Annotated in this window: 12 protein-coding genes; 9 read left to right on the top strand and 3 right to left on the bottom strand. The window is 62.2% G+C overall.

What is annotated here, in order from left to right; all coding sequences use genetic code 11:
• The 3 genes from NW855_RS05090 to NW855_RS05080 all read right to left on the bottom strand — a co-directional run.
• A partial coding sequence (locus NW855_RS05090; protein ID WP_414508488.1) for a HEAT repeat domain-containing protein occupies positions 1–354 on the bottom strand: 354 nt, incomplete at its 3' end.
• 450 nt (positions 355–804) lie between these two features.
• A complete protein-coding gene (locus NW855_RS05085; protein ID WP_414508487.1) occupies positions 805–2034 on the bottom strand; it encodes an AAA family ATPase in 1230 nt (409 codons plus the stop codon).
• Positions 2035–2091: 57 nt separating this feature from the next.
• A complete protein-coding gene (locus NW855_RS05080) occupies positions 2092–3201 on the bottom strand; it encodes an LptF/LptG family permease (protein WP_414508486.1) in 1110 nt (369 codons plus the stop codon).
• 54 nt (positions 3202–3255) lie between these two features.
• On the opposite strand from NW855_RS05080, the gene NW855_RS05075 reads away from it, so the two are divergent.
• From NW855_RS05075 to NW855_RS05035, 9 genes are all read left to right on the top strand, one after another.
• A complete protein-coding gene (locus NW855_RS05075; protein ID WP_414508485.1) occupies positions 3256–4470 on the top strand; it encodes an acyl-CoA dehydrogenase family protein in 1215 nt (404 codons plus the stop codon).
• Positions 4470–5192, top strand: a complete 723-nt coding sequence (locus tag NW855_RS05070; RefSeq protein WP_414508484.1) for an SDR family oxidoreductase — start codon at positions 4470–4472, stop codon at positions 5190–5192. Before NW855_RS05075 ends, NW855_RS05070 begins: the two co-directional genes overlap by 1 nt.
• Positions 5193–6249: 1057 nt before the next feature.
• Positions 6250–7557, top strand: a complete 1308-nt coding sequence (locus tag NW855_RS05065; RefSeq protein ID WP_414508483.1) for an MFS transporter — start codon at positions 6250–6252, stop codon at positions 7555–7557.
• A 63-nt stretch (positions 7558–7620) separates the two neighbouring features.
• Positions 7621–8448, top strand: coding sequence for a type II secretion system protein (locus NW855_RS05060; protein WP_414508482.1), 828 nt, complete (start codon positions 7621–7623; stop codon positions 8446–8448).
• 114 nt (positions 8449–8562) lie between these two features.
• Complete coding sequence (locus tag NW855_RS05055; RefSeq protein ID WP_414508481.1) at positions 8563–10356, top strand: type IV pilus modification PilV family protein; 1794 nt, start codon at positions 8563–8565, stop codon at positions 10354–10356.
• A 50-nt stretch (positions 10357–10406) separates the two neighbouring features.
• On the top strand, positions 10407–12236 hold the full coding sequence (locus NW855_RS05050) for a PilW family protein (protein WP_414508480.1): 1830 nt from the start codon (positions 10407–10409) through the stop codon (positions 12234–12236).
• A complete protein-coding gene (locus tag NW855_RS05045) occupies positions 12233–14917 on the top strand; it encodes a hypothetical protein (RefSeq protein WP_414508479.1) in 2685 nt (894 codons plus the stop codon). Before NW855_RS05050 ends, NW855_RS05045 begins: the two co-directional genes overlap by 4 nt.
• Before the next feature lie 9 nt (positions 14918–14926).
• Positions 14927–19585 carry a hypothetical protein gene (locus tag NW855_RS05040; RefSeq protein WP_414508478.1) on the top strand — a complete coding sequence of 1553 codons (4659 nt, stop codon included), beginning with the start codon at positions 14927–14929 and terminating at the stop codon, positions 19583–19585.
• 26 nt (positions 19586–19611) lie between these two features.
• Complete coding sequence (locus NW855_RS05035) at positions 19612–26076, top strand: hypothetical protein (protein WP_414508477.1); 6465 nt, start codon at positions 19612–19614, stop codon at positions 26074–26076.
• Positions 26077–26177: the final 101 nt, after the last annotated feature.

Genomic DNA, 26177 nt, shown 5'->3' with positions numbered 1-26177 from the left:
GGGCACGGCAGGAGTGCCTATCTTCACCAACGCCTCCGCTGCCGCACGGCGAACCTGGAACTCGTCATCCCCCAGTGCTTGGATGAGCGCGGGCACGGCAGGCGCACCCGCCGCACCAAACGCCTCCACAAGACGCCGCTTCAAGTCGGTGTCGTCGTGGAACGCTTCGGGGAACGCTTTGTGCAGGTAGTGGGTGCAGGCTGCCATACGCGCGAACACGGGACCGAGCAGCTCCTCACAGGGGTTGTAGGCAACCTCGAACTCGCCCCAGCCCGTGAAGCGCAGGCGCACGGGGTGCTTTTGCCCCCCCGCGCAGGGGACTTCAATCTCAATCTCTACGCCTTGCCAAGCCATAGGTATCACCTGCTCCCTGTTGAGTGCCCACTGTTATTGTACCGAATAGTCGCGTCTGTAGCCCTCACCCCCAGCCCCTCTCCCACGGGGTGGGAGAGGGGAGCCACGCTTTTCGCCCTCACCCCCGACCCCTCTCCCACAGGGTGGGCGAGGGGAGCCACGCTTTTCGCCCTCACCCCCAGCCCCTCTCCCACGGGGTGGGAGAGGGGAGCCACGCTTTTCGCCCTCACCCCCAGCCCCTCTCCCACAGGGTGGGAGAGAGGTGTAGGAGCGCACGGCGGTGCGCCCTGCCGTTCCCCCTCGCCTGCCTCGCGGGCGAGGGGAGCTGCGCGCCGCCCCTTTGGAGTGCTGAAGTGCAGCTGCAGCATCGGGCGGAAGCTCCGCTTCCGCACTCCATAATCCCCCTCGCCCGCTTGCGGGAGAGGGGGACACAGGGGGTGAGGGCAAACACTACTTCGGCTTCAGACGCTCCAGGATGCCCGTCAGCTCTTCGTAGTGCTGACCGAGTTCGCGGAGGATGGGTTGCAGGGTTGCGTCTTGTTCAATCTGATGCTGCAGCCAGCCTTTATTCCCGACTGGTTTCTTTCCGATAAGCTTACGAAAGACAGTATAAATACTATCCGCCTTGCGAGCGCGCGCGACGACCTGCGCGGCTTCCAGAAAGCGGCGCGTGCGCGCTTTCAAACGCTCTTTGTTCTCAGCGTCTTCGTTCTTAGCGTCTTCGGACATCTTCTGCAGTAGGTGCGACATCGTTTCGAACAGCACCTGAAGCTCGTCCTCGCGCAGGGTGGGATCTACCTGCGCCGCGCCGTCCAGCACCGCTTCGGGGTCGGGAATGCGCAGTTGGCGCAGGTACTGCAAAAAGCTGGTCGCCGCACCCGAGCCGACCGCGCCTTTGACGAGGTTCACAAACGGCTGGGTGTTGGGGGGCGACTGCTCGCCGGGGCGGGGCGCGTAGCCGTGCAGGTCGCAGGTCGCCATCAGCGCAATCGCGAAGTCCCAGCTGCGCGGGGTGGCGTAGGCGTACTCGTCTTCGGCGGGCTGGGTGAACGCCATGCCCGCGTTGCGTTTCAGGAAGCCCGCCACAAGCTGCTTCCAGAACAGGGCGCGTGCGGCGTGCCGTTCGGGGTCGGTGGTCAGCGCGGGCGGGGGCGCGAAGCCCTCTTCCAGCGCGCGGCGGTAGGTGTCGCCGTCCAACTGCCAGTTCAGATGCACGAAGCGGTTGGCGAGCGGGGGCGAGAGTTCCCAGCCGCTGGCGGCGATGTCGGGCGGGTTGGCAGCAGCGACGATGCGCACCCCTGCGGGCAGGCTGTGTGCGCCGACCTTGCGCTCCAGCACCAGGCGCAGCAGCGCGGCTTGCACCGTCGGCGGCGCGGTGGTCAACTCGTCCAGAAACAGGATGCCCTGCCCGTGTTCCTCGAACAGGTAAACCCATTCGGGGGGTGCGAAGCGCATCCGCCCGTTGTGCAGCACAGGCAGTCCGTTGAAGTCGGTCGGGTCGTGCAGGCTGGCAATCATCGTGTAGACGGGGAAGCCGTCGCGCTGCAGGCTCTCGATAAAGGTGGACTTGCCCGTGCCTGGCATGCCCCACACCAACACAGGCACGCCCCAGTAGCCTTTCGGCGTCGGCGTCTGCATCGCCAGCATCAGTTCCAGTGCGCCCGTTGCGAGATTGCTCATCGGAATCGCCTCTGCTAAGAGTATACGACACGGGTGGGGGGATTCCTGCTGAACTGCCTACGCCCGCTCCTTGCGGTGGATGAACCACACGGCGAGCGCAATCCCGATCAGGTTGGGCAAACTGCTGGCGAGCAGCGGGTCAATCGCGCCGCGCCCCAGAATCACCAAGTAGCGCGCCATCACCCAGTAGGCGAAGATGATGGCGACGCTGAGCGCGAAGCCGCTGGCAGGGCTGGAACGCTGCGGGCGGATACCCAACGGCGCGCCCAACAAGGCGAATACCAAGCTCGCGAGCGGCACATTAATCTTATTGTAGAGTTCCACCGTGAGTTGGCGCAGCTGCGCCTCGTCTGCCCCTTCGCGCCTGAAGAATTCGATCTGCTCGCGCAGTTGGCGAAACGACCGCTCGTCCACATTGGTCAGCAGGGCTTCGATTTGCACGGGCGTGCGCCGAATGGCGAGGTTCAGGCGCGGCTCGGCGCGGAACACCACGAACGAGCCGTACTGCCCGTCGGCGGTGCGCCACCAGCCGTTGTAGAGCGTCCACTGCGCTTCGCCGTCCCACTGGGCGCGTTGGGCGTACAGCACCACTTCGGGTTCGCGTGCGCCGTCCGCACGGTACTTCAGCAGCGTGAGTTGGTACAGCTCCTGCGTTTGGGGGTCGCGCCCGCCCGCCACAATCACATACGAGTCGAGCCTGCCGTCGCGGAACTGGGGGAAGCCGAACGCCTCCTGCTCGGTTAGGCGCAGTTGCTCCAAGATGGACTTGCGGATTTCGGCGGCGCGTGCGGTTGCCCACGGCACGAGCGTCTCGTTGAAGCCAATCGCCGCGAGGCTCACCAGCAGGCTCAGCCAGAACACGGGCATCATCATCCGTCGCAGGCTCACCCCCGCCGCGCGCGCCGCTGTAATCTCCCAATCCGACGAGAGCCGCCCGAACCCCAGCAGCGTCGCCAACAGCATGCCCATCGGCAGCGTGCGCACCGCAATCTGCGGCAGATAGAGCAGCGCGAGTTCAATCACCAGCCTGAGCGGCGCGCCCTTCACCGCGTACTCGGTAATCATAAACACATAGCCCCCCGCAAACACCAGCGCGGTGAACAAGCTCACGCCGAACAGCAGCGGGGGCAACAACTCGCGCAGAATCAGCCGATCGAGTAGGCGCATCGATAACAGGATACCCACCGTCGGGTACAATCCTACTCGAAGGAGGCGTCTTCTATGGACTTTCGACTATCGGAAGAGCATTTGATGGTGCGCGAGACTGTGCGCCGCTTTGTAGAGAACGAAGTCAAGCCCCACATCCGCGACTGGGATCGGCACGGCGCAGACCCCAAGGTGTATCAGCGCATGGCGGACTTGGGGCTGCTGGGCATCTGCATCCCGCGCAAGTGGGGCGGGTCAGGGCTGGACTACATCGCGCTGGGCATCGCCTGCGAAGAGTTGGAGTACGGCGACACCTTCCTGCGCGTGGTGATGTCGGTGCATGTCGGCTTGACCGCAATGACGCTGATGGCGTGGGGCAACGAGGAGCAGAAGCGACGGTTCCTGGTACCCCAAGCGCAGGGTCAGCGGCTCGGCGCGTTCTGCCTGACGGAGCCCAACGCGGGCAGCGATGTGGTCGGCATGCAGTCCACCGCGCGACGCGAGGGCGACCGCTATATCCTCAACGGCGAGAAAATCTGGATCTCGCTCGCCGAAGTCGCTGACCAGTACCTCGTGGTCGCCTGGACCGACCCCGACAAGAAAGCCAAACGCGACCATTCGGGCATGAGCGCGTTCTTTGTGGAGCGCGAGCGTGCGGGCGTCAAGCCCTACACGCTGAAGGGCAAACTCGGCGTGCGCGCGGGCAACACAGGCGGCGTCGTGTTCGAGAATGTGGAAATCCCCGTTGAAAACCGCATCGGCGAGGAGGGCGAGGGCTTCAAAGTCGCGATGTTCGCGCTCGACCAAGGACGCTACACGGTCGCCGCGGGCGCAGCGGGACTCATCCGCGCCTGCTTGGATGAATCGGTACGCTACGCCAAAGAGCGCAAGACCTTCGGCGAGCCGCTGGCGCACCACCAACTCATCAAGCAGAAAATCGCGCAGATGGCAGCAGATTACGAGATCAGCGTGCTGCTGTACCAGAAAGTCGGCTGGATGAAGAATGTGGGCTTGCGCAACACGCGCGAGACCTCGCTGGCGAAGTGGCACAACACCGAAGCTGCGCAGCGCGCCGCCAACGCCGCCGTGCAGGTGTTCGGTGCCTACGGCTTCTCCGACGAGTACCCTGTGGAGCGGTTCTATCGCAACAGCAAGGGCGCGACCATCTACGAGGGCACTTCGGAGATCCACACGCTGCTGCAGGCGGACTACGCGCTGGGCTACCGCGTGGATAAGCCGCTGCGCGTGAGCCTGCCGACTTACCCGTTTGCGGAAGACGCAGAGGGCTGATGGTTGCGTTCGACTTCACGGGCAAGGTGGTGCTGATTACAGGCGCGACGGGCGCACTGGGGCGCGTGGTTGCCCGCCAGTTTCATCAGGCGGGGGCGACGCTTGCCTTGTGCGCCCGCGACGACGCCGAACTCCGCCACCTCTTCGCCGACCTCGCGTCAGCCCCCCAGCACCTACTGGTCGGCGGGATTGACCTGCGCGAGCCTGACGACTGCGACCGCCTCGCCCGCGCTGTGCAGGAGCGGTTCGGCAGGTTGGATGCGCTGGTGAACACCGTCGGCGGCTTCACGGCAGGTCCGCCCGTCCACGAGACGCCACTGGAGGACTGGGACGCGATGCTGGCGATGAACCTGCGCACGGCGTTTCTGGTCTCGCGGGCGATTGCGCCGCTGCTGATACGGTCGGGTGGGGGCGCAATTGTACATGTATCGGGCAGGGCGGGGATGTCAGGTTTTGCGGGCGGGGCGGGCTACTGCGCCGCCAAAGCGGGCGTGATCCGCCTCACTGAAACCCTCTCCGCCGAACTGAAAGAGCATGGCGTGAATGTCAACTGCATACTGCCTGGCACGATTGACACGCCGTCGAATCGCGCGGCGCGTCCCGACGCCGACTTCTCGCGCTGGGTCGCGCCTGAAGCGCTCGGCGAGGTCATCATGTTCCTCTGCTCGCCTGCCGCGCGCGCCATCCACGGCGCGGCAATCCCTGTGTATGGGCTTTCGTAGCGTTATTCGAGCAGGAAGAACTTCCCGCGAAGCGAAGACTCTCGAAGGAGGTAATCGAAATGCAAGAAACAGGACGAACCGAAGCGATTATCGCGTTTGTGCTTGGAATTATGTCGCTATTGGCTTGGTGCATACCGATTTGCGGCGCGCCCGTAACCATTGCTGGGATAGTTCTGGGCATACGCGGACTTCAATCGTCTTCGATGCGCGTGATGGCAATCGTGGGGATTGTGCTCTCTTCGCTGGGGCTGATAGCGACGGTTGCGAATGCGGCTGTCGGTGCCTACTTAGGGGCTACGGGTCAACACCCACTACTCAATCAGTAACGTCACCCACTTTGGCGTGCTTATTTCACAATACTTTTTGGTTGGTTTCGCGTCTGACCCTTCATGGGACTTATACCAATCGCGCAGCCAAAGTTCACAAAAACGAGTATGCCCGATAACCCCCTCCTTAAGGTTCCCCCTGCAAGCAGGGGGAACCGAACCCACGCGCCCCACGCGGTTCCCCTCGCGAAGCGGGGGGAACCTTAAGGAGGGGGGCAATTGTAAACTCTGCCCTTGCGATTGGTATTACGCATTTGCTGGTAGCTTTCTTGCTGGAGTTGGGGCATCTGCCCGCCAATTGCCGTACTCAACTGCTTAGGTTCTACTTCAATCAACTGGGCAGGATATCCTCGCTGAGCAAGGAACGCCGAGACCCACACATTGGTATCAATCACGCCCCGCATTCTCGTCTATACTCTTCCCAAGCGGCAGTGATGTCAGCTTCTATCTCTTCAGGTGTAAATGCGGATGTATGCGCATGAACTTGTTGGAGCAGACGATCGAATCGCGCCTGCCACTCCTGGTCAGGGGGAGCGACGCGCTGCAGCAGATAATGGAATGTACGCGAAACAAACTCCTCCGCGGAGCAGTTCAATCGTGCAGCCGCCTGCTGGAGCCGTTCCCAGTCCTGGTCTTCTACTGTGATACGCAACACCTGCATGTATGTGATTATACCCGTGCGAAGGAATCTACTTGGTCGCGTCAGGTACAATTTCCAAGTGCCTCGTGAAATGAGTGTTCCGACGGCGCAAGCACGCATCAACTACTGGGCACTCAGCGCGTTTTGGCTGGGCGTGAGCGTCCACTGGGCGGCATTTTTGACGATTGCGATGCAGGCGCGGGTGAACGACCTTGCGCCGCTGGAGCAGCGCGGGCTATACCTTGCGTGGCTGGCGGCGGCGGGCGCGCTGATTTCCACTATCGTTGAACTCATCGCGGGACCGATTAGCGACCGCTGCACTTCCCCGATGGGCAGGCGACGCCCGTTTATCCTGTGGGGCACGCTGCTGAGCCTGCCGTTCGTCGTGCTGTTTATGACCACGCAGAGCTTCGCGTTGCTGATCCTGCACTTCGTGGCGATTCAACTCTTTCTGAACTGGGCGAACGGTCCGTATCAGGCGGTGATTCCCGACTATGTGCCTGTGCATCGGCATGGGCTGGCGTCGGCGTACATGGGGATGATGACGCTGGCGGGCAACCTGATAGGGCTGGCGTTGGCAGGCGCGCTGTTGGGCGAGCCGCCGCTGATTGCGGGGCATCTGGAGCGGGGCGTGCGCCTGCAGATTGTGGGCTATACGCTGGTCGGCTTCCTGCTTGCCACGATGCTGTGGACGGTGCTGGGCATGCGCGAACCCCGCTGGCAGCCGCGTACCCCCGACGAGAAACGCCTGCGCTGGACGCTGTTTGTGAACATCCTGCTAAACGAGCAGCCCAACTTCCGCTGGGTGGTCATTTCGCGCTTCGTGTTCAACATGGGCTTTTTCACCGCGCTGTTTTATCTGGAGTTCTACTTGCGCGACACAATTGGGCTTGGTGGCGCAGCGCCGCAGCATGCGTTCGGCTTTATGGCGACGGCGACGCTGACGGGCGTGCTGGGCAACTGGCTGGCAGGCGTACTGGCAGACCGCATCAGCAAAAAGCGCATCATCTACGCCTGCATCGCGCTGATGTGCGCCTGCGCCGCGCTGTTTCTGACCGCGCAGGGGCTGCTGATGGTCTACGCGACGGGCGCGCTGTTCGGCGTTGCATGGGGCGCATACGCCGCCGTGGACTGGGCGCTGGCGAGCAACCTCGTGCCCACCCAAGAGTCGGGGCGCTACATGGCGATCTGGCACATCGCGATGACCATGCCGCAGGTGGTTGCGCCGCTGATTGCGGGACCGCTGGGCGATTACTGGAACGCGCAGTACGGGCTGGGCGCGGGCTGGCGCTGGATTTTCGCGCTGGCGCCCCTCTATTTCCTGGCGTCAGCGTTCCTGCTTAGACCCGTGCGCGAAACCCCAACACAAATTGCAGGAAAGTCGGCGGGTGTGTCATAATTAGGGCGGGAACCATAACGACCGCTGCGCAGTCTAAGGCAGCGAGGACGAAGGGGCACAACCATGAGACGCGGATTTACGCTGGTGGAGTTGCTGACGGTGATCGCGATTATCGCCATTCTGGCGGCGATCATCTTTCCGGTGGCGGGCACAGTGCGCGAGAACGCCCGCAAAAGCCGATGCATGTCGAATTTGAGCCAAATTTTCTTGGCGTTGCAGAAATACAAGGAAGATTACCGCGCTTACCCGCCCGTGCTGGGCGCGTATGCTGTTAACAAGAGCGGAAATCTAACCTGCAATCAGAATGATCCGGAGTTACTACCGTTCAACCTCGCCCCGAAGCCGCTGGGGAGCTACTTGCAGAACAACGCCGAGATTTTCTACTGCCCGAACAATCCGATTGACGATAAGCGCCTCATCACGCAGGCGGTCTACCCGAAGGGGCACGCGCTGGCAGGTAAGCCTGTGCGCCTGCGCCCCGGCGACGACAGCAGCCCTATCGTCTGCTTCTACCGCTACGACAGCTACTCTGTCGGGCGCGTCCCGAATCCCGACAGATATGAACTGCGCTACACGCTTTTCTGGTCGAACGAGGCGTTGAATCAACTGGAGAACCAACTGAACGGAGGCACAACCAACTATGGCTTAGGCTACTTCGACGGAACGATAGAAGAGGGAACGTTAGGACCGAAAGCGACTGACAACCCACGCCAACTGGGCTATCGCAATCCTGACACGACGGCTGTAGTTACCTGGTGCAGCTATCATCGCTCTTATAATGGAGATGTACCGACACGCGCCAAAAACGACCTCGTGCTGTTCCTGACAGGGAATGTCAAACCGATGGACTCGTCTGACATGTACGAGTCACCCTACACGGTGCGTCCATAGGCGCGTCTTACGACTACAGCTGGAGTGGAACCCAGCGCAGCGACCCTGTGTCGAAGCGTTGGGAATCAGGGCGCAGCGAGCTGTCTCGCCACGCCTGAAATCAGGAGCGAGAGCATGGTAGGCATGGGTAGGCGACAGAAGGGCGCCTCGCTGGTCGAGGTGCTGGTGGTCATCGGGATACTGGCGATTGCGATATTAGCGTTTATTCGCCTGTATCCCAGTGGTTTCCTCGCGCTCAAGCGGTCGGGTCAGAGCGACTCGGCGACGCGCTACGCGCAACAGGAGCTGGAGCGGCTCAAGACGCGAGCGGACAACCTACCGCGCGCGATTGTGCCTATCAGGTATGAGGGCGACACGCCTGCGCTCACAGTCGATGCAAGTGTCTCCCCCGACGATTTGAGTCAGCAGCCCGACCTCCCTCGAGGCGTGCCTGCCCTATACGCCAGCGGGGTGAACCGCTTCCGTCGGATTGTGGGCGAGCGCGTTTCGCTGGGCTTGCCGGGTCCCCTGCTGGGGAGCCGCAACCAGCTGACGGAAGGAATCGCGTACACCACCCTGTTCGCACCCATCGCGCAGCCGCCTGCGAACCGCCTTGACGAATACCTGTCGCTCACAGGCGCGCCAATGCGCCGCCTGATTCTCGATTCCGACTTCCAGCGCCCCAACATTCGACTTTTCGAGTACGGTATCGACTACGAGGCGGGGCGCGTGCTGCTGCGCCCGCTGCGCAACGAACCCATCGAGTATCAGGTGGAATATATCGTCGTGTACCAGACAGATAGCCGCCTCGAAACGCGGTTCGTTACAGAAGTGATACAGTTTCCGCCCACGGATCCTAACCCACCAGAGCCTCAGTGGCGAGATCTGGGGCTGGCAGGTCCTCCACACGGGAGAGTCTTAGGGATTGTGCCCTACTCGGATGTCGTGGCGCGCCGTTTCGTCCGGCTGGAACCCAACGCGCCGTGGTCGCCTGTGAACCCGTACCAATACAAGGTGCTAAACCTGCTGACGGGCACGATTCTGATTAACCCGCTTGCATCGGGCTACTATGAGCGGTACTGGCGCGGCACGCGACCGCTGGAAGCCTATGTGAGCTACTATGTGCATGACTGGACGATTATGCGCGAGGAGTTCACCGTGCCCAACAGTGGGCGCATCCGACTCGCGTTTTCCGACCTGAAGCAGGTTGGCGACCTGCAAGATGACCAGACCCAGTATAATGGGCTTGGGCTGGGGCTTGACGAGCGCGGTCGACCACTTCAAGCCGACTTGATAATCGTGGACCTGCTGACAGGGCGTACTGCGTACTTCCGACAGGGAAGGCAGATACCCGACAGGGAGCTTGCATTCGAACTGCGCACCCAGACGCTACCGGACCTCAACGCGACCATCGACTACGCCACAGGCAACCTACAAATCGGCAACCCGCAGATGCAGGGGCGCAAGATTCGCGTCTTCTACAAGGTGCATGAGAACTGGGCAATCTCCGTGCAGAAGGCGGCGAACCGATACTACTTGGTGCAGAACCGCGCGGCGATGACCTATGACACCTGCTGGTATGACCTCGGCGCTTCTGCCCGACGGCTCTACTTCACGCGCAGTGAAGCAGGCAAGACCATTCTGCTGCGCGAGTACTGGTACGATGTGGACGACGACCCCGACAACGGCAACACTCAGCGCGGCACGAACGGCGTGTTCCGCATCAGCGAAGTGCCCGATGATGCGACGGGGCTGGTCTACATCGACCTGCGCGATGTGCATCCGAACGCTGTGCGTTGGGATCCCGGCGTTACGGGGCAAGCCGTGCGCGGCGTGCAGGGGCTGTCGGTCAAAGTGCGCGTGACGCACGAACCGCCCGGCAGACGCACACGCACCGACTTCGATATCTTGTTGCCCGTCAGGGATTGATGCGGGAACTTGAACGCTGCAGGTTGAGTCCTATCATGGAGGCAGAAGGCATGCGATTTCGGCAGGCATATCGAGAGCGGCAAGCGGGCTTTACGCTGGTGGAGCTGTTGGTGGTGATCGCCATTACCGCCATCTTGCTCGGCTTGCTGCTCATCCCGCTGGTGCAGGGCTTCCGCCTGACCCGCCAAGGGCAGATTCAGGCGCAGGCGCAGGACACGGTGCGCCTTGCCCTCAATCAGTTCACCAACGACCTTAAGCGCGCCGCCTATGTGTTCGACAGCGCGGATCGGGTCATCTACCTGCCCGTGCAGAACGGACAGGGACAGGTGGTGAATGTGCCGCTGCGCTACGCGGTTATCGATATGGTGATGCCTGCCTACGGCGACCCATCGCAGGAGTCGAACGACCCGACTTCGGACATCCCGATTAATCCCGACGGTTCCTACAACGCCGAGATTGCCGTGCCGATTTCGCCAGGGCGCACGGTGGTGCGCTACTTCATTGGGCTGATGGACAACAGCCGACCGTACTTCAACCCCGACGAGGTGCGCTTAGCAGCGGCGACCGATCCCGAAAACTATGCCATCCTGTACCGCGCCGAGTTCCGTCTCTATGTGCGGCAGGGCAACCAGTGGGTGCTGAACCCTGAGTTGTTTGACAGCATTGCCGACTTTTTCGACCCGAACTTTTTCTACGACGACGAGCGCGCCGCTGCGTGGCGCAAGTATGCCAAGCCCATCGTGCCGCTGGGGCAAGTGGATATGGTGAATGTGACCTACGATGATAACGGCAACCCGCGCGTGGAGCCGCTGATGCAACTAACGCCTGCGCTGGTAGTGAACCAGATGGGCGCGCCGATTGAGACCGACACGCTGGGCGACGAGGGCGCGGGCGCACCGCCCGTGCAAATCCGCTTCCCGCTGGGACTGTGGGATGTTAGCCCCGAAAGCTTCCGACTGGTCGCCTTCCGCAGCCGCCCCGACGCGCTGCAACGCGGCGAGCCGCTGCGCTACTTTTACCTCGCGCCGAACGACAACGGCGAATGGTACATCCGCTACTATCGCGCCACACCCGACGGGCAAGAGCGCGACGACTGGGTGGCGAACCTGACCCGCATCCAGCAGATGACCGAAACGGGACAGCCCCAACCCAACTGGCTCAACAACGCGCTCAACTACTATACCGACGCCGAGCCGATGGCGTTCTATGTAAACACCGAGGCAGGGCTTGTTGATCTCGCGCTGCCGTGGTGGTTCCAGTACCGTATAGAGGATCTAACCTTCGCGACCGACGCCATCAACGCACGCTACAACACCGCACTGTCGCAAGTCCCGAACGACGCGCCCAATATCCGCCGCTATGTGTCGCTGCTGGATTTGGACAACGACGGCGTGATGGACGACGCCCGCAACCACCTGACCTTCCCAACGGCGTCCATCGTGCCCGGCTCGGAGGTCGTAATCGGTCCCGACCAACGCTTCGGACCCAACTACAGACGCCCGATTCGCTACCAGCGCGTGTCGGCGGCGAATGCGACGCCCGGTCCGAACCAGTACCGCATTCTGTATCAAGACGCTGTGCCGTACCAAGAGGTACTGCGAAACTACGGCTTCACGCCGCAACTGCTGCGCGGCTACATCGAGTTCTACAGCGACCCGCGCATGCCGTTGCCGCCTGATACCGAGATTATTGTGACCTTCTTCTATCGGTTCAACTTGGAGAGCGACAGCTATGTGGCAGACTACCAGACGCGACGACTGATGAACCTCAAGATGGGGCTGAAGTTCTACGGGGCGCAACAGCCCGTGAACTACTCGCTGACGACGCAACTGGAAGCGCCGAACATCGTGCAGGTGCGCGGAGGGATTAGGGCAAGATGAGGAGACCACATCGCTTTACGGAACGCGGTCAAACGCTGGTGATTGCCCTGCTGGTCAGCTTCGTGCTGCTGGTGCTGGGCGGGGTGTTCATCACGGTGATTGCCCGCAACATCCTGAATGTGCAGCAGGCGCGTGAGCGACTCCGCGCGGACTACTTCGCCGAGTCGGGACTGCAGTTCGCGATTGACCAGCTGGTGCGCAGCGAGTTCGGCGCGGACTGGCGACCCATCCCCGACAACATCACCACGCCTGAAGACCCCGACTACTTCTGGCTCAAGCCCTACAACCCTGCCGACGGCACGGGCGGCTTCACGCGCATCAACCTGCAGAATGGGCGCGCGCTGATTCGCGTCTCGTATCAGCCGTCGGGTCCCGTGCATCGCCAGCCCGTGATTAAAATCGAGTCCATCGGGCGCGTAGGCATCGTAGACCCGAACGACCCGACGACCTTCAAGTTAGCGGATCGCACCAGCCGCGCCGAGCGCGTCGCGTATCTGCAAATCGGCACAATCGACTACCTGCGCTTCGTGATGAATAAGGAGCAGCGCGGCACGCTGATGGACATCGGCGTGCCCGATGTGGGGCTGCTCAACGCACGGGGGGAGAGTGTCCCGTACCGCACGATTTTGGGCGTACCAGGGCAAGGCGGCTCGATTTTCGTGAACGGCAACCTGCGCTTCAGCGGGAATGTGGAGATCGTCATCAACCCCGACTTGGGCGAGCGCGTCTATGTGGCGGGCGAAGTGGTGCAGAACGCAAGGACGACGGTGCAGATGGTGGTTACAGATCAGCAAGGAACCCAGCGTTTCCCGTTGCTCCCCAGCAGTGATCCAAATTTCAGAACGGTGAACGGGCTGTACCGCGACGGGCGACCGACCACCGCCGCCGATGGCTATCCGCGGGCGATTGCCTACTTGGAGCCGCCACGCATGGACACGGTAGACCCCGCGACCGACCTGCCCCGCTATGTCGCCGCCACGCGCGAATCGGGCGTCTGGCGCCAGCGACCCAACGGCGTGTGGTTCAACACAGGGCAGTACGGCTACGGGCGCGGCATTTACATCAACAACGCGCTCGACATCCAGCAGGAGAGCCGCGGCTTCCTCGGCGGCTACACCCTACGCGGCGACTGGGTGAACCCCGGCAAGTCGCGCTACTGGAACGGTCCGTTCTACGAGCCGCCGGGCGTGTTCATCGAGCTGGTGGAGGTGCTGGATCCTAATAACCCTAATGATATTCTGGCGCAGGGGTTCCGCATCACGCGCAACCAAGCCGAGCCGCGCGATGTGTGGTACAACCCCATCACCGGGTTGCCCACCAGCCTGAAGACGATGAACTTCTTCTTCCGCGACCCGGACAACCCAAACGATCCAACGCTCACCAGCGAAATCACGCAGGGCGACCGCAGCTTCGATGTGCCCTTCAACGGCGTGATTTACGCCGAAGGCAATGTGCGTGTCAAGGGGCGCATCCCGTCGGGCAGGCAGATTATCATCGTCACGAACGGCACGGCGTATATCGAGGGCAATATCGTGAAGGGCGACGAACGCTCCGCGCTGGCGATTCTCGCGAAGGACTATGTGTGCATCAATACGACGCAGTTTCTGCAGCGCACTTTCGATAGCCCCGCCAGCGCGCAAGGCGACCCGACGAATGTTGAAGCGCCCTACTTCTTCGAGGTGCTGCCCGACCAGCCGATGCGCCTGCTGTTTAGCTTCGGCGAAGACCCACAAGGGTATTCGGGCAACTTTGGCGGGCTGCGGCTCTACTTGCGCCACGCCTCCAGCGGCGCAGGCTCGTTCATCAACCTACTGGTCAATCCGGTCAATCCGTCGGAGTTCGCCGACCCGTTCTACTCGTTCTATCGGTTCAATATCGCGGGCTTCCCGAATGTGATGTACCCGCTGGGGCGCACGCCGTTTCAGGTCTACCCGAACTACGAGAAGGTCGCCTTCCCGCTTGTGCCGCGTCCCAGTGGCGCCAGCTACGAGTTAGACCCGCGCCCAGGAATCGTGAACCTGCTGCAGTTGCAGCTCCAGCCGATTGGCAATCTGGGCGACTTCCAACTGCCGACGGGCAACACGCAGTACCGCTTCAGCGCAGCGGCGATTCAACCGCTGGACATCAAGATTCAAGCCGCACTGTTCGCGCAGGAGGGGTGCTTCTTCGTCATTCCAGGCTACTGGTTCAACACCGACCCGCAAGATACGCGGGCGAACTTCGCGGCGCGCGGCGCGCGCCCTGCAGGCGTGGCGTCGCCTGAGTTCCCCTTCTACGGCGAGCCACTGGACATTCGAATTACGATTGAAGGCGCAATCGCCGAGAACTTCACTGCGCCGCTGGGCGACCAGACCGAATGGCTGCGCAAATGGGGCTGGATCCCGCGCTTTTACGGCAGCTCCAACTTCGAGATTCCGCTGCAGCACCAGACTGCGTTTCACGATTCGGCAGGGCAGTACGATTCGGCAGGGCAGTACGATTCGGCAGGGCAGTACGCGGTGAACCTGCTGATGCGCTACGACCCGATTTTCCGCAACCCCGTAGTTGGTGGACAGCTGCTGCGGGTGGCGTATACTGCAGCGCAAGACCCGTCGGGGCAGCACCCTGGCAGGATATTACCGCCAATACCGCGGCTGCCCGTGTGCCCGAAACCGATTTACGCAGGCGATATACGACCATAAGGCGGGGATATGGCTATGAGATGGATTCAGTGGTTTCTGATAGGCGTAGTGAGCGCGAGCATGCTGAGCGCGTGGGCAGACGGACGCGGCTACGAACCGCGCACCGTGCCCGTGAACGCAGGCGTCGTGATGTTCAGCGCGAGCGACAACCTCGTGCGCGATGTCTACACCTTCTACGCGATGGATCGGCGCACCGATCTCAAACCGCTGGGGCTGTCGTTCCGCAACCCGTTTGCGCAAGCAGGCACAACGCGCAACCAAGCGGCGTACTGGCTGGTGGATGTGAGTCGCCTGAACGACAACCAGCTCGCACGCTACCGAATCCTGCTCATTAGCCGTACCAGCTGGGCGGGGATGGACGCCGAGATTCGCGAGAAGCTGCGCCGCTTCGTGGACGGCGGCGGGACCCTGTGGGTGGATATGCCCCAACAGGGCGCGTCGGGCACGCTCTTTTTCCCCGAAGTCGCGCCTGTGGCGAACACGGCGGCGATTAACATCGTGAACCTGAACCATCCGCTGCTACGCGGCTACTACACGCTGACCCCTGCCGAGATGGCGAGCATGGGGCTTCGCGGGCGCGGGTTCGGCGGCGGCGCACTCAATATCAGCGCGAACCGACCCGTGCTGCAGATTGTGACCGCCGTGAACGCCAACACGCCCGTGATTGCCGCCGCGACCTACGGCTCAGGGCGCATCATCGTGAGCGCGGCGGGGATTGCGGCAGCGATTAACGCACCTCTCGTAAGCACCAGACCTGGACGAGAAGGGCAAGCCTTCGAACTCGGCATGGATTCCGTACCCGACCTCGAACTCAAGTTTGCGTACAACCTCGTGCGCTGGGCAGGGGCAGGCAGCAGCGACGCCTTCAACGCCCGACGCGCGAACGCCGTCGCCGACCAGTATGGCGCGCCCTTAGGCATGCGCTGGCGCGACAGCAACACGCAATACAGCCTGCAAAACGGCGCGCCCGTCGTCTACGGCGGACTGGTGTTTGTCGTGAGCGGCAACCGACTGATCTGCTATGACGCCGTGCCCAGCCGCGACCTCGACGGCGACGGACGCGCCGACGACGGCATCCCCGACTACGAACGCGGCGAGAGCTTCGACATGGTGTGGGAAGTGAATCTTGGCGGGCAGTCGTCGCCGCCTGTGGTGGTGGAGACCCCGCGCGGCTTGCAAGTGGTGGTGCTGGTCGGCGCACAGGTGCGGGGCTATTGGGCGCTGCCACGCGACTCGCAAGGGCGCATCCCTACCGACCCGCGGAGTGTGTGGTCTATCCAATTACCACCCCCCGCAGGAACACCGCCCACGACAGGCGACCAACAAATCCCTGCGCCAATCGTAATCGACAATACGCTCCTGCTTGTACCTGCAGTACTGTCATTAGGTGCGCAGACATCAGCGGGCTTCTTCGCCGTGTCCCTCACCACAGACCCACCCCAGATTGTGACCACCGTGACTTCGGGCGGGAGCCAAGAGTTATGGTACCAGCCACGCACGGGCAGTGCAGGCAACTGGCTGCTGCCGCCTGTGGCGGGCTATGTGCCCAACTATGGGCAAGGCGGCGGCAACGACATCGTGGTCTATTTCGGCACGAGGCGCGATGTGGGCGGCACAGGCACAGGCGAGATACAAGGCATCCAGGCGTTCTGGATTGGCGCAAAAGGCGAAGTGTTGACCCCTGCCATTGACAGCGCGGGCGCCTACCAGCGCTACCTCCGCTCGCGCATTACTGGGCGCGCCCGCTACTATGTGCCCACAGACGGCGTCCGCAACCCGCTCCACCCGCGCGTGTTCCGAATCAAAATCAACAACACCACAGGAGAAATAGAAGAAATCGTCGACATCACTGAACGGTGTAGGTTCAACCAAGCCGAGCAAGGGCGTATCACCTACGACGAGGACACTACAGGATATACCTTTATCGCCGACTACTACATCGACTGGGCGCATGCGGCGAACTTCAACATTATGTTCCGCACCTTCGCGAGCCTGCCGCCCCGTTCAGACAGCCCTACCGTGCCGCCGCAAGAACTGCGCGGCTTCACCCTCGCGCCGAATGGGGTGCTTTACATCACCACAGGCACGGACGGAACCGACCCCAACACTGCCAGCGGCAGCGTGATCGCGCTGCAGGAGCAATCCCCGCCGACGCAGCAGCAGACGCGCGGCGGCTCGAAAGTCCTCTGGCGGTGGCAGTCGCACGGGGGCTACTCGCAGATTGTGCCCGGACCCGAACGCACTAACCCCGTGATTGTGCCCCCAAGCACGGTTTACCGCGAGCCGAACGAATACTTTATGCGCTTCGTGGGGCAGTTCCTGCGCTTTAGCCACGATTTCGCGCCGAACGCGAACGCCGAGCCACAACGCCAGTGGATGAACTTCACCTTCAGAGGCGCGCCCATCTACTACGACGGCGCGGTCTATGCCTTCGCGGAAGGACAGGCGCGCGTTGGTCCGTTCGGCTTCCCCTACACCGTCATCGTCGCGCTGGACGCCGAGCCAGAGCAGTTCGTGATTGACCTCGGCGCGCCCATCGCCGCCACAGGCGACATCCGAATCAGCCAGCGCGACTACGGACGCTCGGGACCGAACCCCATCACCAACATTGTCTCAACACTGACCTACTCGCCCAACAGCCCGAACCCCGACATTAAGGTGGACTTCACCGCGGGGCAGATTCGCATCACGGGCTTCGCGCAAGCAGAAAGCGGGGGACAGATTCGGCTGCTGGAGAATGTGCTGAGCCTGACGCAGCCCGTGCAAATCAGCATTGGCAATACCTTCAACACGCTGGTCGACCCCGACTCCATCGCGGGCAACTGGAACAACCTGCGCTGGTACGCCGTGCTGTTGGGGCAACAACTGCAGGCGAACCCTGTGGTGGTGGGCGACACGATGTACCTGCCGTGCGAAATTACCGTGCCCACAGACAGCGGCTTGCAGACCTTCGGCGGCATCTTGGGCATCGCGACCGACCCGTACCGCCTGCAGCCCGACCTGGCGCAGCGCAAAGACCAAGCGGGTACAATACCGCGCGTGGATCCCAACAACCCCTTGAAGTACCAGTCCATCATCCGCTGGCCGTTCATCGACGACCTGATTACCGACTTGGAGAATAACCCAGATCCTGGCGCGTTCCTGCGCGAGCTGTTCCGTCGCTTCGCGGTGGGCTTTCAGTTGGGCACAGGGCTGTCGCCGATTGCGGTCGGCGAGGGGCTACTGGTGATTAGCTCTGGGCAGGGGCTGCACGCCTACAGCCGCCAAAGCACGATTATCGCTGACGAGAGCCGCCTGCTGGAAGTGGATACCGCAGGGCGCGTCGTGTGGTCTACCGAGAACACGCAACTCGATTTCTACACAGGCTCGATTGTCTCCAGCAAGGCGCGCTACCCGATTACACCTAACGCGCGCGTCTACCGCTACGGCGAGAACGAACTGCTGATTGTGGAGCCAGAGCGCAACCGTGTGGCGATTATCGACCGCGCAGGCGCAGAGATCCGCACCATCACGCAGTTCATCCCTGACCGCGTGCCGCTGCGCGACACCAACGGGAACATCACGCAGATCGTCAACCTGCGCAACGAGTCAGTGGCGCCTAATTCGAACTATATCGCGGGCGCGCCCACCAACTTGCGCAATCCGACCGATGTCACGGTGTGGACGGAGTTCGTGCTCGCCAGCCGCAACCCGTACACGAACCCCCAACCGCTGGAATACTGGATTCACTACACGATTACCGACGCGGGCAACGCGCGCGTGGTGGACATCGTGGATCGCTACCAGGCAGACCCGCAAACCTACACGGTGGGCGCGCCCGTACATCACCCAGACCTCGGTCCGATGCTGGGCGTGCTGTATTGGATGACGCCCAGCCAACGCTTGGAACGCAACTACCGCTATGTGTCGGCGCAGCGGTTCGAGTACTGGGACGGCAGCCAGACGCGCATCGGCTTCGCCACGCTGGTGCAAAACACTGCCGCCAGCGCGTTCGAGGCGACGGGTATGGGTGACCCGCTTGACCCACGCACGCCCGAAGCAGGCATGATTACCCTGCAACTCATCGTGAACGGGCGCGACCAAACGATTTACATCCGCCGAATGACCCTGCCCGACAGGCGTGATGTGCCCATCCTCGCGCCTGTTGCTATCGACACCGCCAAAAGGAGCGCGCGCGGGGGGGACGAGGCGGGACTCTACCTGCTGGTGACCACCAGCACGGGCGTCTACGAACTGCAAGTGCCGCTGACGGGAACCGTCGGCGACACGCTGCCCGTCACATGGATGCTGACCAACGAGGCGTACACGAATGCTGTGCGTCGACGCATCGGCGGCAACGACCTCGCTGACGATGGCAACGGCAACCTGCTGCGCCCGATCCTGTTCAAGCCGCGCCAAGCGCGCTACCTACCGAACGGGAATGTGCTGATTGTGAACGGCTATAACGGCACAACGCTGGTGCGGTCGGGCAACAGCGTTGTCGAGCGCGAGTTCCCTGGCGAGGTCTTCGAACTGAACGCGAACAATTACAATCCACAGGATTATCCACGGAGTGACGACTTGGGCTTCAGCAACGCTTCCATCGTGTGGAGTACGCTGGATCGCCCAGAGTTGAGTGGCTCGTCGCAGCTGCGCAAGCCAAGTTCGGCAGATAGGGGAGGTTTCTAACGATGGCGCATCACGGGAGATACGGTATGAAGCGACTGATTGCGGGGTTCTGGATAGGCATCGCGACGCTGGCGTTGGGCGTCGCGCTGGATAGTTGGCACACGCATCGCGGCAGCAACCAGCGCACAGGAACCACCACGAACGCGCAAAACCGAAACAACGCGGTGAACTTCCTGCTGGCGTGGACGCTGCCCGACATCGACGCGCTTCAGGCGCCCGTGATTACCGACAACGACAATCGCACGCGCGCCAGCCGTGCGGGCAGGTGGCGTGTTCCATCGCGCGACGAACGCGCCGCCGACTTCTACCAAGCCGACCCCGACTCCACAGAACCGTATGTGTACGCCGAGACCATAAGAGAACCCCTGCCCGGCCAGCCTATCCCCTTAGAGTCGCGGTTCACTTGGCGTAGCGGACCCGTCAAGCCTGGCTACTACCGCATCCGTGTCCACATCCCCGCGCAGCCAACCAAAATCGGGCAAACGGAGCGACCCTATGCCCGCAGCGCGCTGTACCTCGTTACCACAGGCGCACAGTCAGAGCGTCGCGTGTTCCTTAACCAAGCGGCGCGCGGCGGCTGGGTGCAGCTGGGAGAGGTGGTCTACCACAACGGCGAAGGTGAAATCGTCGTTACGCTGACGAACTTGGTCGTGCGCAACAGCCCTGACTACGACGAAGACCCGCCGCGCATCGTCATCGCCGACGCTGTGGAGTTCGTGCCTGACTACGGTACGGTGCAAGCCTCGCCCGTCGCCATCCGAAGCCCGCTGGATAATGGCAATACTCACTTGGTCTACTTCGCCAACGGCAACGGCACGATTACCTGCATCGAGAACCCTGTCGGCGCCAGCGACGCGCGCGTGCGCGTGCGCTGGACTTTCCGCGTGCCCGACCTGCCCACTCAAGGCATCGGGCAAATCTACGACGACGAAGACAGCACCTTCACGGCAGGCTCTTTCACGCCAAACAACGCGCTCGGCGACCGCTACGGACGACGCTATCACGAAATCGCGCCCACAGACAACCCGCGCGACACCCAACGCGCCTACTGGAAGATTGAAGTACGCGAATCGGGGTTATACTATGTATTTGCGTGGTTTCCATCCGACGCGCAGAACGCGCGCCGCGCCGAGTATGTGATTGCGCATGAGGACGGAGAGTCCCGCATCCGCGTCGACCAGCGTTTCGGCGGGCGATGGGTGCTGCTGAATCAAACTCCCGTGCCTTTGCGATTCCAGCGCACCTATGAGATCTCCGTAAACAACTACTCGCCCGATGATGTTCGAGACAACGCGCAGCGCGTCGTAGCGGACGCGATTCGCGTGGTGAAAGCGGACGGGCTGACGAATGCGGTCTTCTCGACGCCTGCTGTTGGGCGCGTGCAAGTGCGCGACGACGACCGCATCGACACACGCTGGGTGGTGGTGTTCGGGGCGCAGAACGGTGCCATCTACGCCATCGACGCGCTCGGCGACGGCGTCAACGGCACGCGCCGCGGCGAAACCAAACTCTACTGGATTCTCAAGCCGCCCAACTCCGCCAGTTTTAGCTACGCCTCGCCGCTGCTTTTGGAAAACCTGAATAAAGTCGTCATTGGGAACCTCGCGGGGACGGTCTACTTCATCCCGACCGACTTCGACCCGAACGCGCCCCCAGACGAGCTGAACAAGAACCTCCGCAAGTGGACTTTCTACCGTGCAGGCGCCGCGTTTGTCTCCACGCCTGCTTACAGCCCAGATACGGGGCTGGTGTATATCGGCGCGGCGGAAGGCGCTGCCCAGTTCGGACGGCTCTTCGCCTTCAAACCCACCGTCCTGGACAACCCCGACACGCCCGAAGATGAGCGCATCGCTTGGGTGTATCCCCGCGACGATGCCCCACAAAAAGAGGTTCTGGCGGTGAACGCCGTCACCTCGACGCCTGCTGTGTCGGGACAGCGCGTCTACTTTACGACCTCCACACTCAATCGCGGGCGAATCTTCGCCGTGAACGCGCGCACAGGCGCGCTGGAGTGGCGCTACCCACCCGCGCCAACAGACCCCAACGCGAGAGACGACCAGTACCTCCCGCTGACGCCGTACTCCTCGCCGCTGGTGGTTCCCAACTTGGTCTACGGAACGACGCAGGTGCGTGAGGCGCTCTATGTGTGCGGCGCGGATGGGCGCGTCTATGGCTTCAACGCAGACACGGGCGTCATCCTGGACATCGACCCGAACGACCCCTTTGACGACTATGTGAGCGAGCGGCTGGGCGGCGCGATCTTCAGCTCGCCCGTGTTTACCTATGTGCGCGACACAGACGACAATGGCAATGTCGTCGGCGACTATCCTGCAGTGGTCGTGGCGACCGATTCGGGACTACTGCTGGCGCTGCACGCCGACGATCGCACGAATGCGCGTGGCGGCAAGGCGTTCGAAGGCTGGGATCTCTACGGTATCGCTGCCTTCGCCTCGCCCGCCGTGCTCGATGGCTGGCTCTACGCCGCCGACAACGACGGCGTCGCCTACGCCTATCACTTTACGGGCGTCGCTAACGCAGGTGAAGCAGGCGAACGCCTCGAAACCCCGACGCCGACCCCCACACGCGAAGAGCCTGACGGCTCCGACTACTCCAAACTCAAAGTGATGGCGCTGCTCTACAAAGAAGATCTCGATGCCATCCTCAACGGCGAACTCAACCCTGAAAACCTCATCGACAGCCCTGACCGCGTCTTCCCGAAGGCGCTGGAATGGGGTCAAGTGTTCTATGTCATCGCGTGGAACTTCAAACGCACACCGGGGAACACCTCAACGCTGACCGTCAGCATCAACGGACCGAACAACACCAACGAATTGCTCCCATTGACGAACTTCGGCGTGCTAAGCAATCCGCCCAATCGAGACCTTCCTGGGTTTGTCTGGACGCGCGTCGAGCTGCGCCCCAAAGCAGGCTTCAGCTGGAGCCCAGGCAAGGGCTATGCGATGGGGATTCTCTACAATCGCAGCGGGGTGCAGGCAGGCGTCGCGGATTTCGACCTCAACTGGGGAACCCCTGAAATTGACCGTCCCGCTCCCGGAGACGGGCGCGGGAGTAGCGACCCAGATGACCCGCGCGTAGCGTGGAGCTTCGGCGTTGCCCATCCTCTGGGGCTGCGCGGCATCGGCGAGGTCGGCAGGGGAGGCACAGAAGCCAATCTCGAGGATGGGAATGCGATCCCTGTATTCACGAACTTCAACAACTCTCCCGTAGGCGCGGGCGAGCACGGCAAAACGACCTTCGGTGTGTTTGAGGTATTTGACCGTCGAATAGCGCAGACAGGGATCGATTACAGCCCGCTAATCATCTCTGTGCGTGCGCGCGTGGATGATTTCCGATGGCAGGGCGGCGCCGCCGCTGTGACGCGCCTGCTACCGTGGGAAATCCCGCCCACTTTTCCCAACCGTAGCCCCGACTATCCCGACATCTCTGGGCGACGCGCGCAACTGCTCTTTGAAGGCGCCTCCGACCTCCAGCGGGTCGCAGGACGCGTCTTGTCCACTGGCAACGCAGTCCCCACGCAGATCGAAGTGCCGCGTTACCAGCCTGCCAACCTTGCCAACCCTGCAGGGTACACCTCGAAGAGCTATATCTACATCGATACTAACAATAACGGGCGCTTCGATGGTTATGAGGATCTCTTCAGCACCACTGAGTCGAGAGAAAAGCGCATCAGCGAGGCGCACCGCGTGCTGACCACGAACCTGAATGTCTTGCCCGACGAACGCCTCGTGGTGGAAGAGCAGACCATCGACTTCGGCTCGCTGCCAGGGGGCTTCGGCTTCAACTGGGGCAGTCTGTTTGCGAACAACCCGCTCTCGGCGTTCAGCCCCGACAACCCCATTTTCAAGTCCTTCTGGAAGCCATTCACCGTGCGCAACGAGGGGAATGTGAACCTCTATCCCGTCTACTTGGGCAAGGCGTTCAATAGCCCTGCAGGCACGGTGTTTTTGACCTCGGACATGGTGAGCTTCTCCGCGAGGATGCCCGCGTGGACGACGGTCGCCAGCACACTGGACACGCGCTTCTGGCCGCAGCCGAACCCGTTCTATCCGGGCAACAATCAGCCGTACCCGATTCTGCAAAAGCCGCAGGTGGGCGACTACAGTCCCACTGTGCTGGGTATACCAGCCGTTCCGCCGCGCCGTGACCCAAACATCCGTGTCGATCCGCGCAAGCCGCAGGTGTCCATCGCCATCCCGCCGTTCCAGCCGATGGGCGTCTACTCGCAGCTGATTGCGCCGTACCAGCACGACGATGACGGCACGCCAGGCGTGGTCAGCGGCACTTTCGCCACGCCGCCGATGCGCGTCGTGGTGCGCGTGCGCGAGACGCAACTCACAGGCAGCACCAATCAAGGCGTCGTGCCGATGATTGACCCCGTGCCGCCCGCCAACGCGCCGCGCATCAGCGACATCACGCCCTCCGCCTTCCGCGACCCAGCCACAGGCAAACTGCACCTGTATTGGGCAAGCAACCGCGCCGACCCTGTGGGACGCCCGAACAGCTTCTACCTGTACCGCTCAACGCTCAACTGGGACGGCACGCGAACGCTTCAAAACAGTATTCGCGCAACCAACGGCTGGCTGCCCGCATCCCGCAACCGTTGGTGGGCAGAACCCTTCGGTCCCTACCCGAACGACCCGAACGGCAGCCTGTTCAGCACGGCGCTGGGGCTGGGACGCCCGCTCACGGATGCGGAAATCGCGACCATCAAGCACCATCGCCCGTTTGTGCGCCTCACGCCTGCTGGCGCGTTCCTCTTCTGGACAGGCGAGGTCATCCTGCGCAACCAGAAGTACGAACTGCTGTTCTATGTGCCTGTAGGTACAGGAACTGGCGCGCCGTTGGGCAACCCGCAGGCGGTACCGTTAGACCCCGTCGCACCGCGTTCCAGCCTCTCCATCACAGGCGTGGACGGCGTGGGCAACTGGCTGTTCTATGTCGCTGCGCCAACAGGACGCAGCCAAATCTTCTACATCGCGTCAGAGGGCGATAGGTTCGCCAGCTGGCGTCGCGAGCAACGGCTGCCCCTCTCGCCCATCGTGCGCTCGGTGGAGAGCGTGAGCGCGAACATCTACCGCGTCAGCGCGAACAACACGAACTTCATCTACCTGGCGGATGTCTACTTCATCGGCACAGTTGGCGACCGCAACGAGTCGGAGGTACTCCTGCAACGCTTCTGCGTGAACCCCAACACGGAGCAACGGAGCAGCCTCAATTTGTTCTCCTTCACGGACAACCGACTGAGCGACTTCCTCACAGAAGCGCAGATTGGGTTCCTGCGGGAGCGACTCCTCCCGCGAGTTGTCGACGAGGTCGCCCAGAAAGACGCTGATCAGAATGTGTGGCGCGTGCGCCACCTCGACTGGGCGTTCATCAGGAGCGGCTGGAACAGCGACCCGAATGCGCCCGATCTCGACATCAAGGTCGATGGCGTCTCCATCCTGCTGATGCGCGACCCTAACAACCCGAGGCAGTTCGTGCTGCAACGACCAATCGTGGACGAGCAGACAGGGCTGCTGCAGTTCGAGTTCAACCAGCCTGTGTTGAACGGCGGTGGGCAGGTGGTTGACCTGCGCCCGCGTGGGCGCATCGTGATAGACCCGAATAACGGCACGATACGCTTCGTGAACTTCGCACCGCGCCTAAACGACCTCGTGACGGTCACCTACCGCCCGCGCGTGTACCGTATCAGCGCGATTGCGCCTGGCTCGGCAGGAACCTACTCGCAGCTGCGCACCGTGTTCCAGCGCACCATGAACCCGCGCCATCGGCTGGATGCGCTTGGCGAATCGCCTGTGCGTAAGGGTGCAAACAACGGCGCGTGCGCGCTGACCGACCGCCCACCTGTGGATCGCGTGTGGGTGTTCTTCCGTCGCACGAGCGCGCCGCCGAACAGCTCGGGCAACTTCTTCTTCAAGACGCTGCGCCCAGGCGTGCGCCTGCAAGCGCCGATACTGACCCAATTCGGGCGCGTGCCTGTCCAAACAGGCGCGTTTACCCTTGCGCAAGGCACGAACCATGTGGTGGTGCAGAATAGTGTGGCAGGTGCAGGGCTGGGCTTCTACGAGTACGACGCGCTGCGCGGCAATATCTACTTCACCACAGAAGACCTTGGCAAGGAGGTCGTGGTACGCTACCTTACCCGCGACCGCGCAGGCAACATTGTGGAGCTGGAAGAGAGACAGGTCGTGCGCTGGATCGACGAGGGCAACCTTGCACGCTCCTTCGCCACTGATGTAGAGTACACCTCGCCCGTGCCGATTGACCTGCCAACCAACGAGCTGTACCTGTGGGCGATGCCGAATGTGGAGTTCCGCGCGCCAGGTAGCCTCTTCGGCGACATCTACGGCGGACTCGACGAGTCGCTGCTGCTCTTCTGGAGCAGCACGCGCAACGGCGTGGGCAACATCTACGGCGGCGCGATGCAACCGCGCTTCTACATCAGCCCGTTTGACCCTGACCAAGACTAATCAAGCAATCAGGGGGAACCGAGCAGGTGCGCTCTCGGTTCCCCATGTCATGAGCTCTGGACGCGGGGTTATACCAATCGCGCGGTCAGAGTTTATGAATT

This window comes from Synechococcus sp. RC10B2 (assembly GCF_047502635.1).
This window is presented reverse-complemented; position numbering and strand designations above follow the sequence as displayed.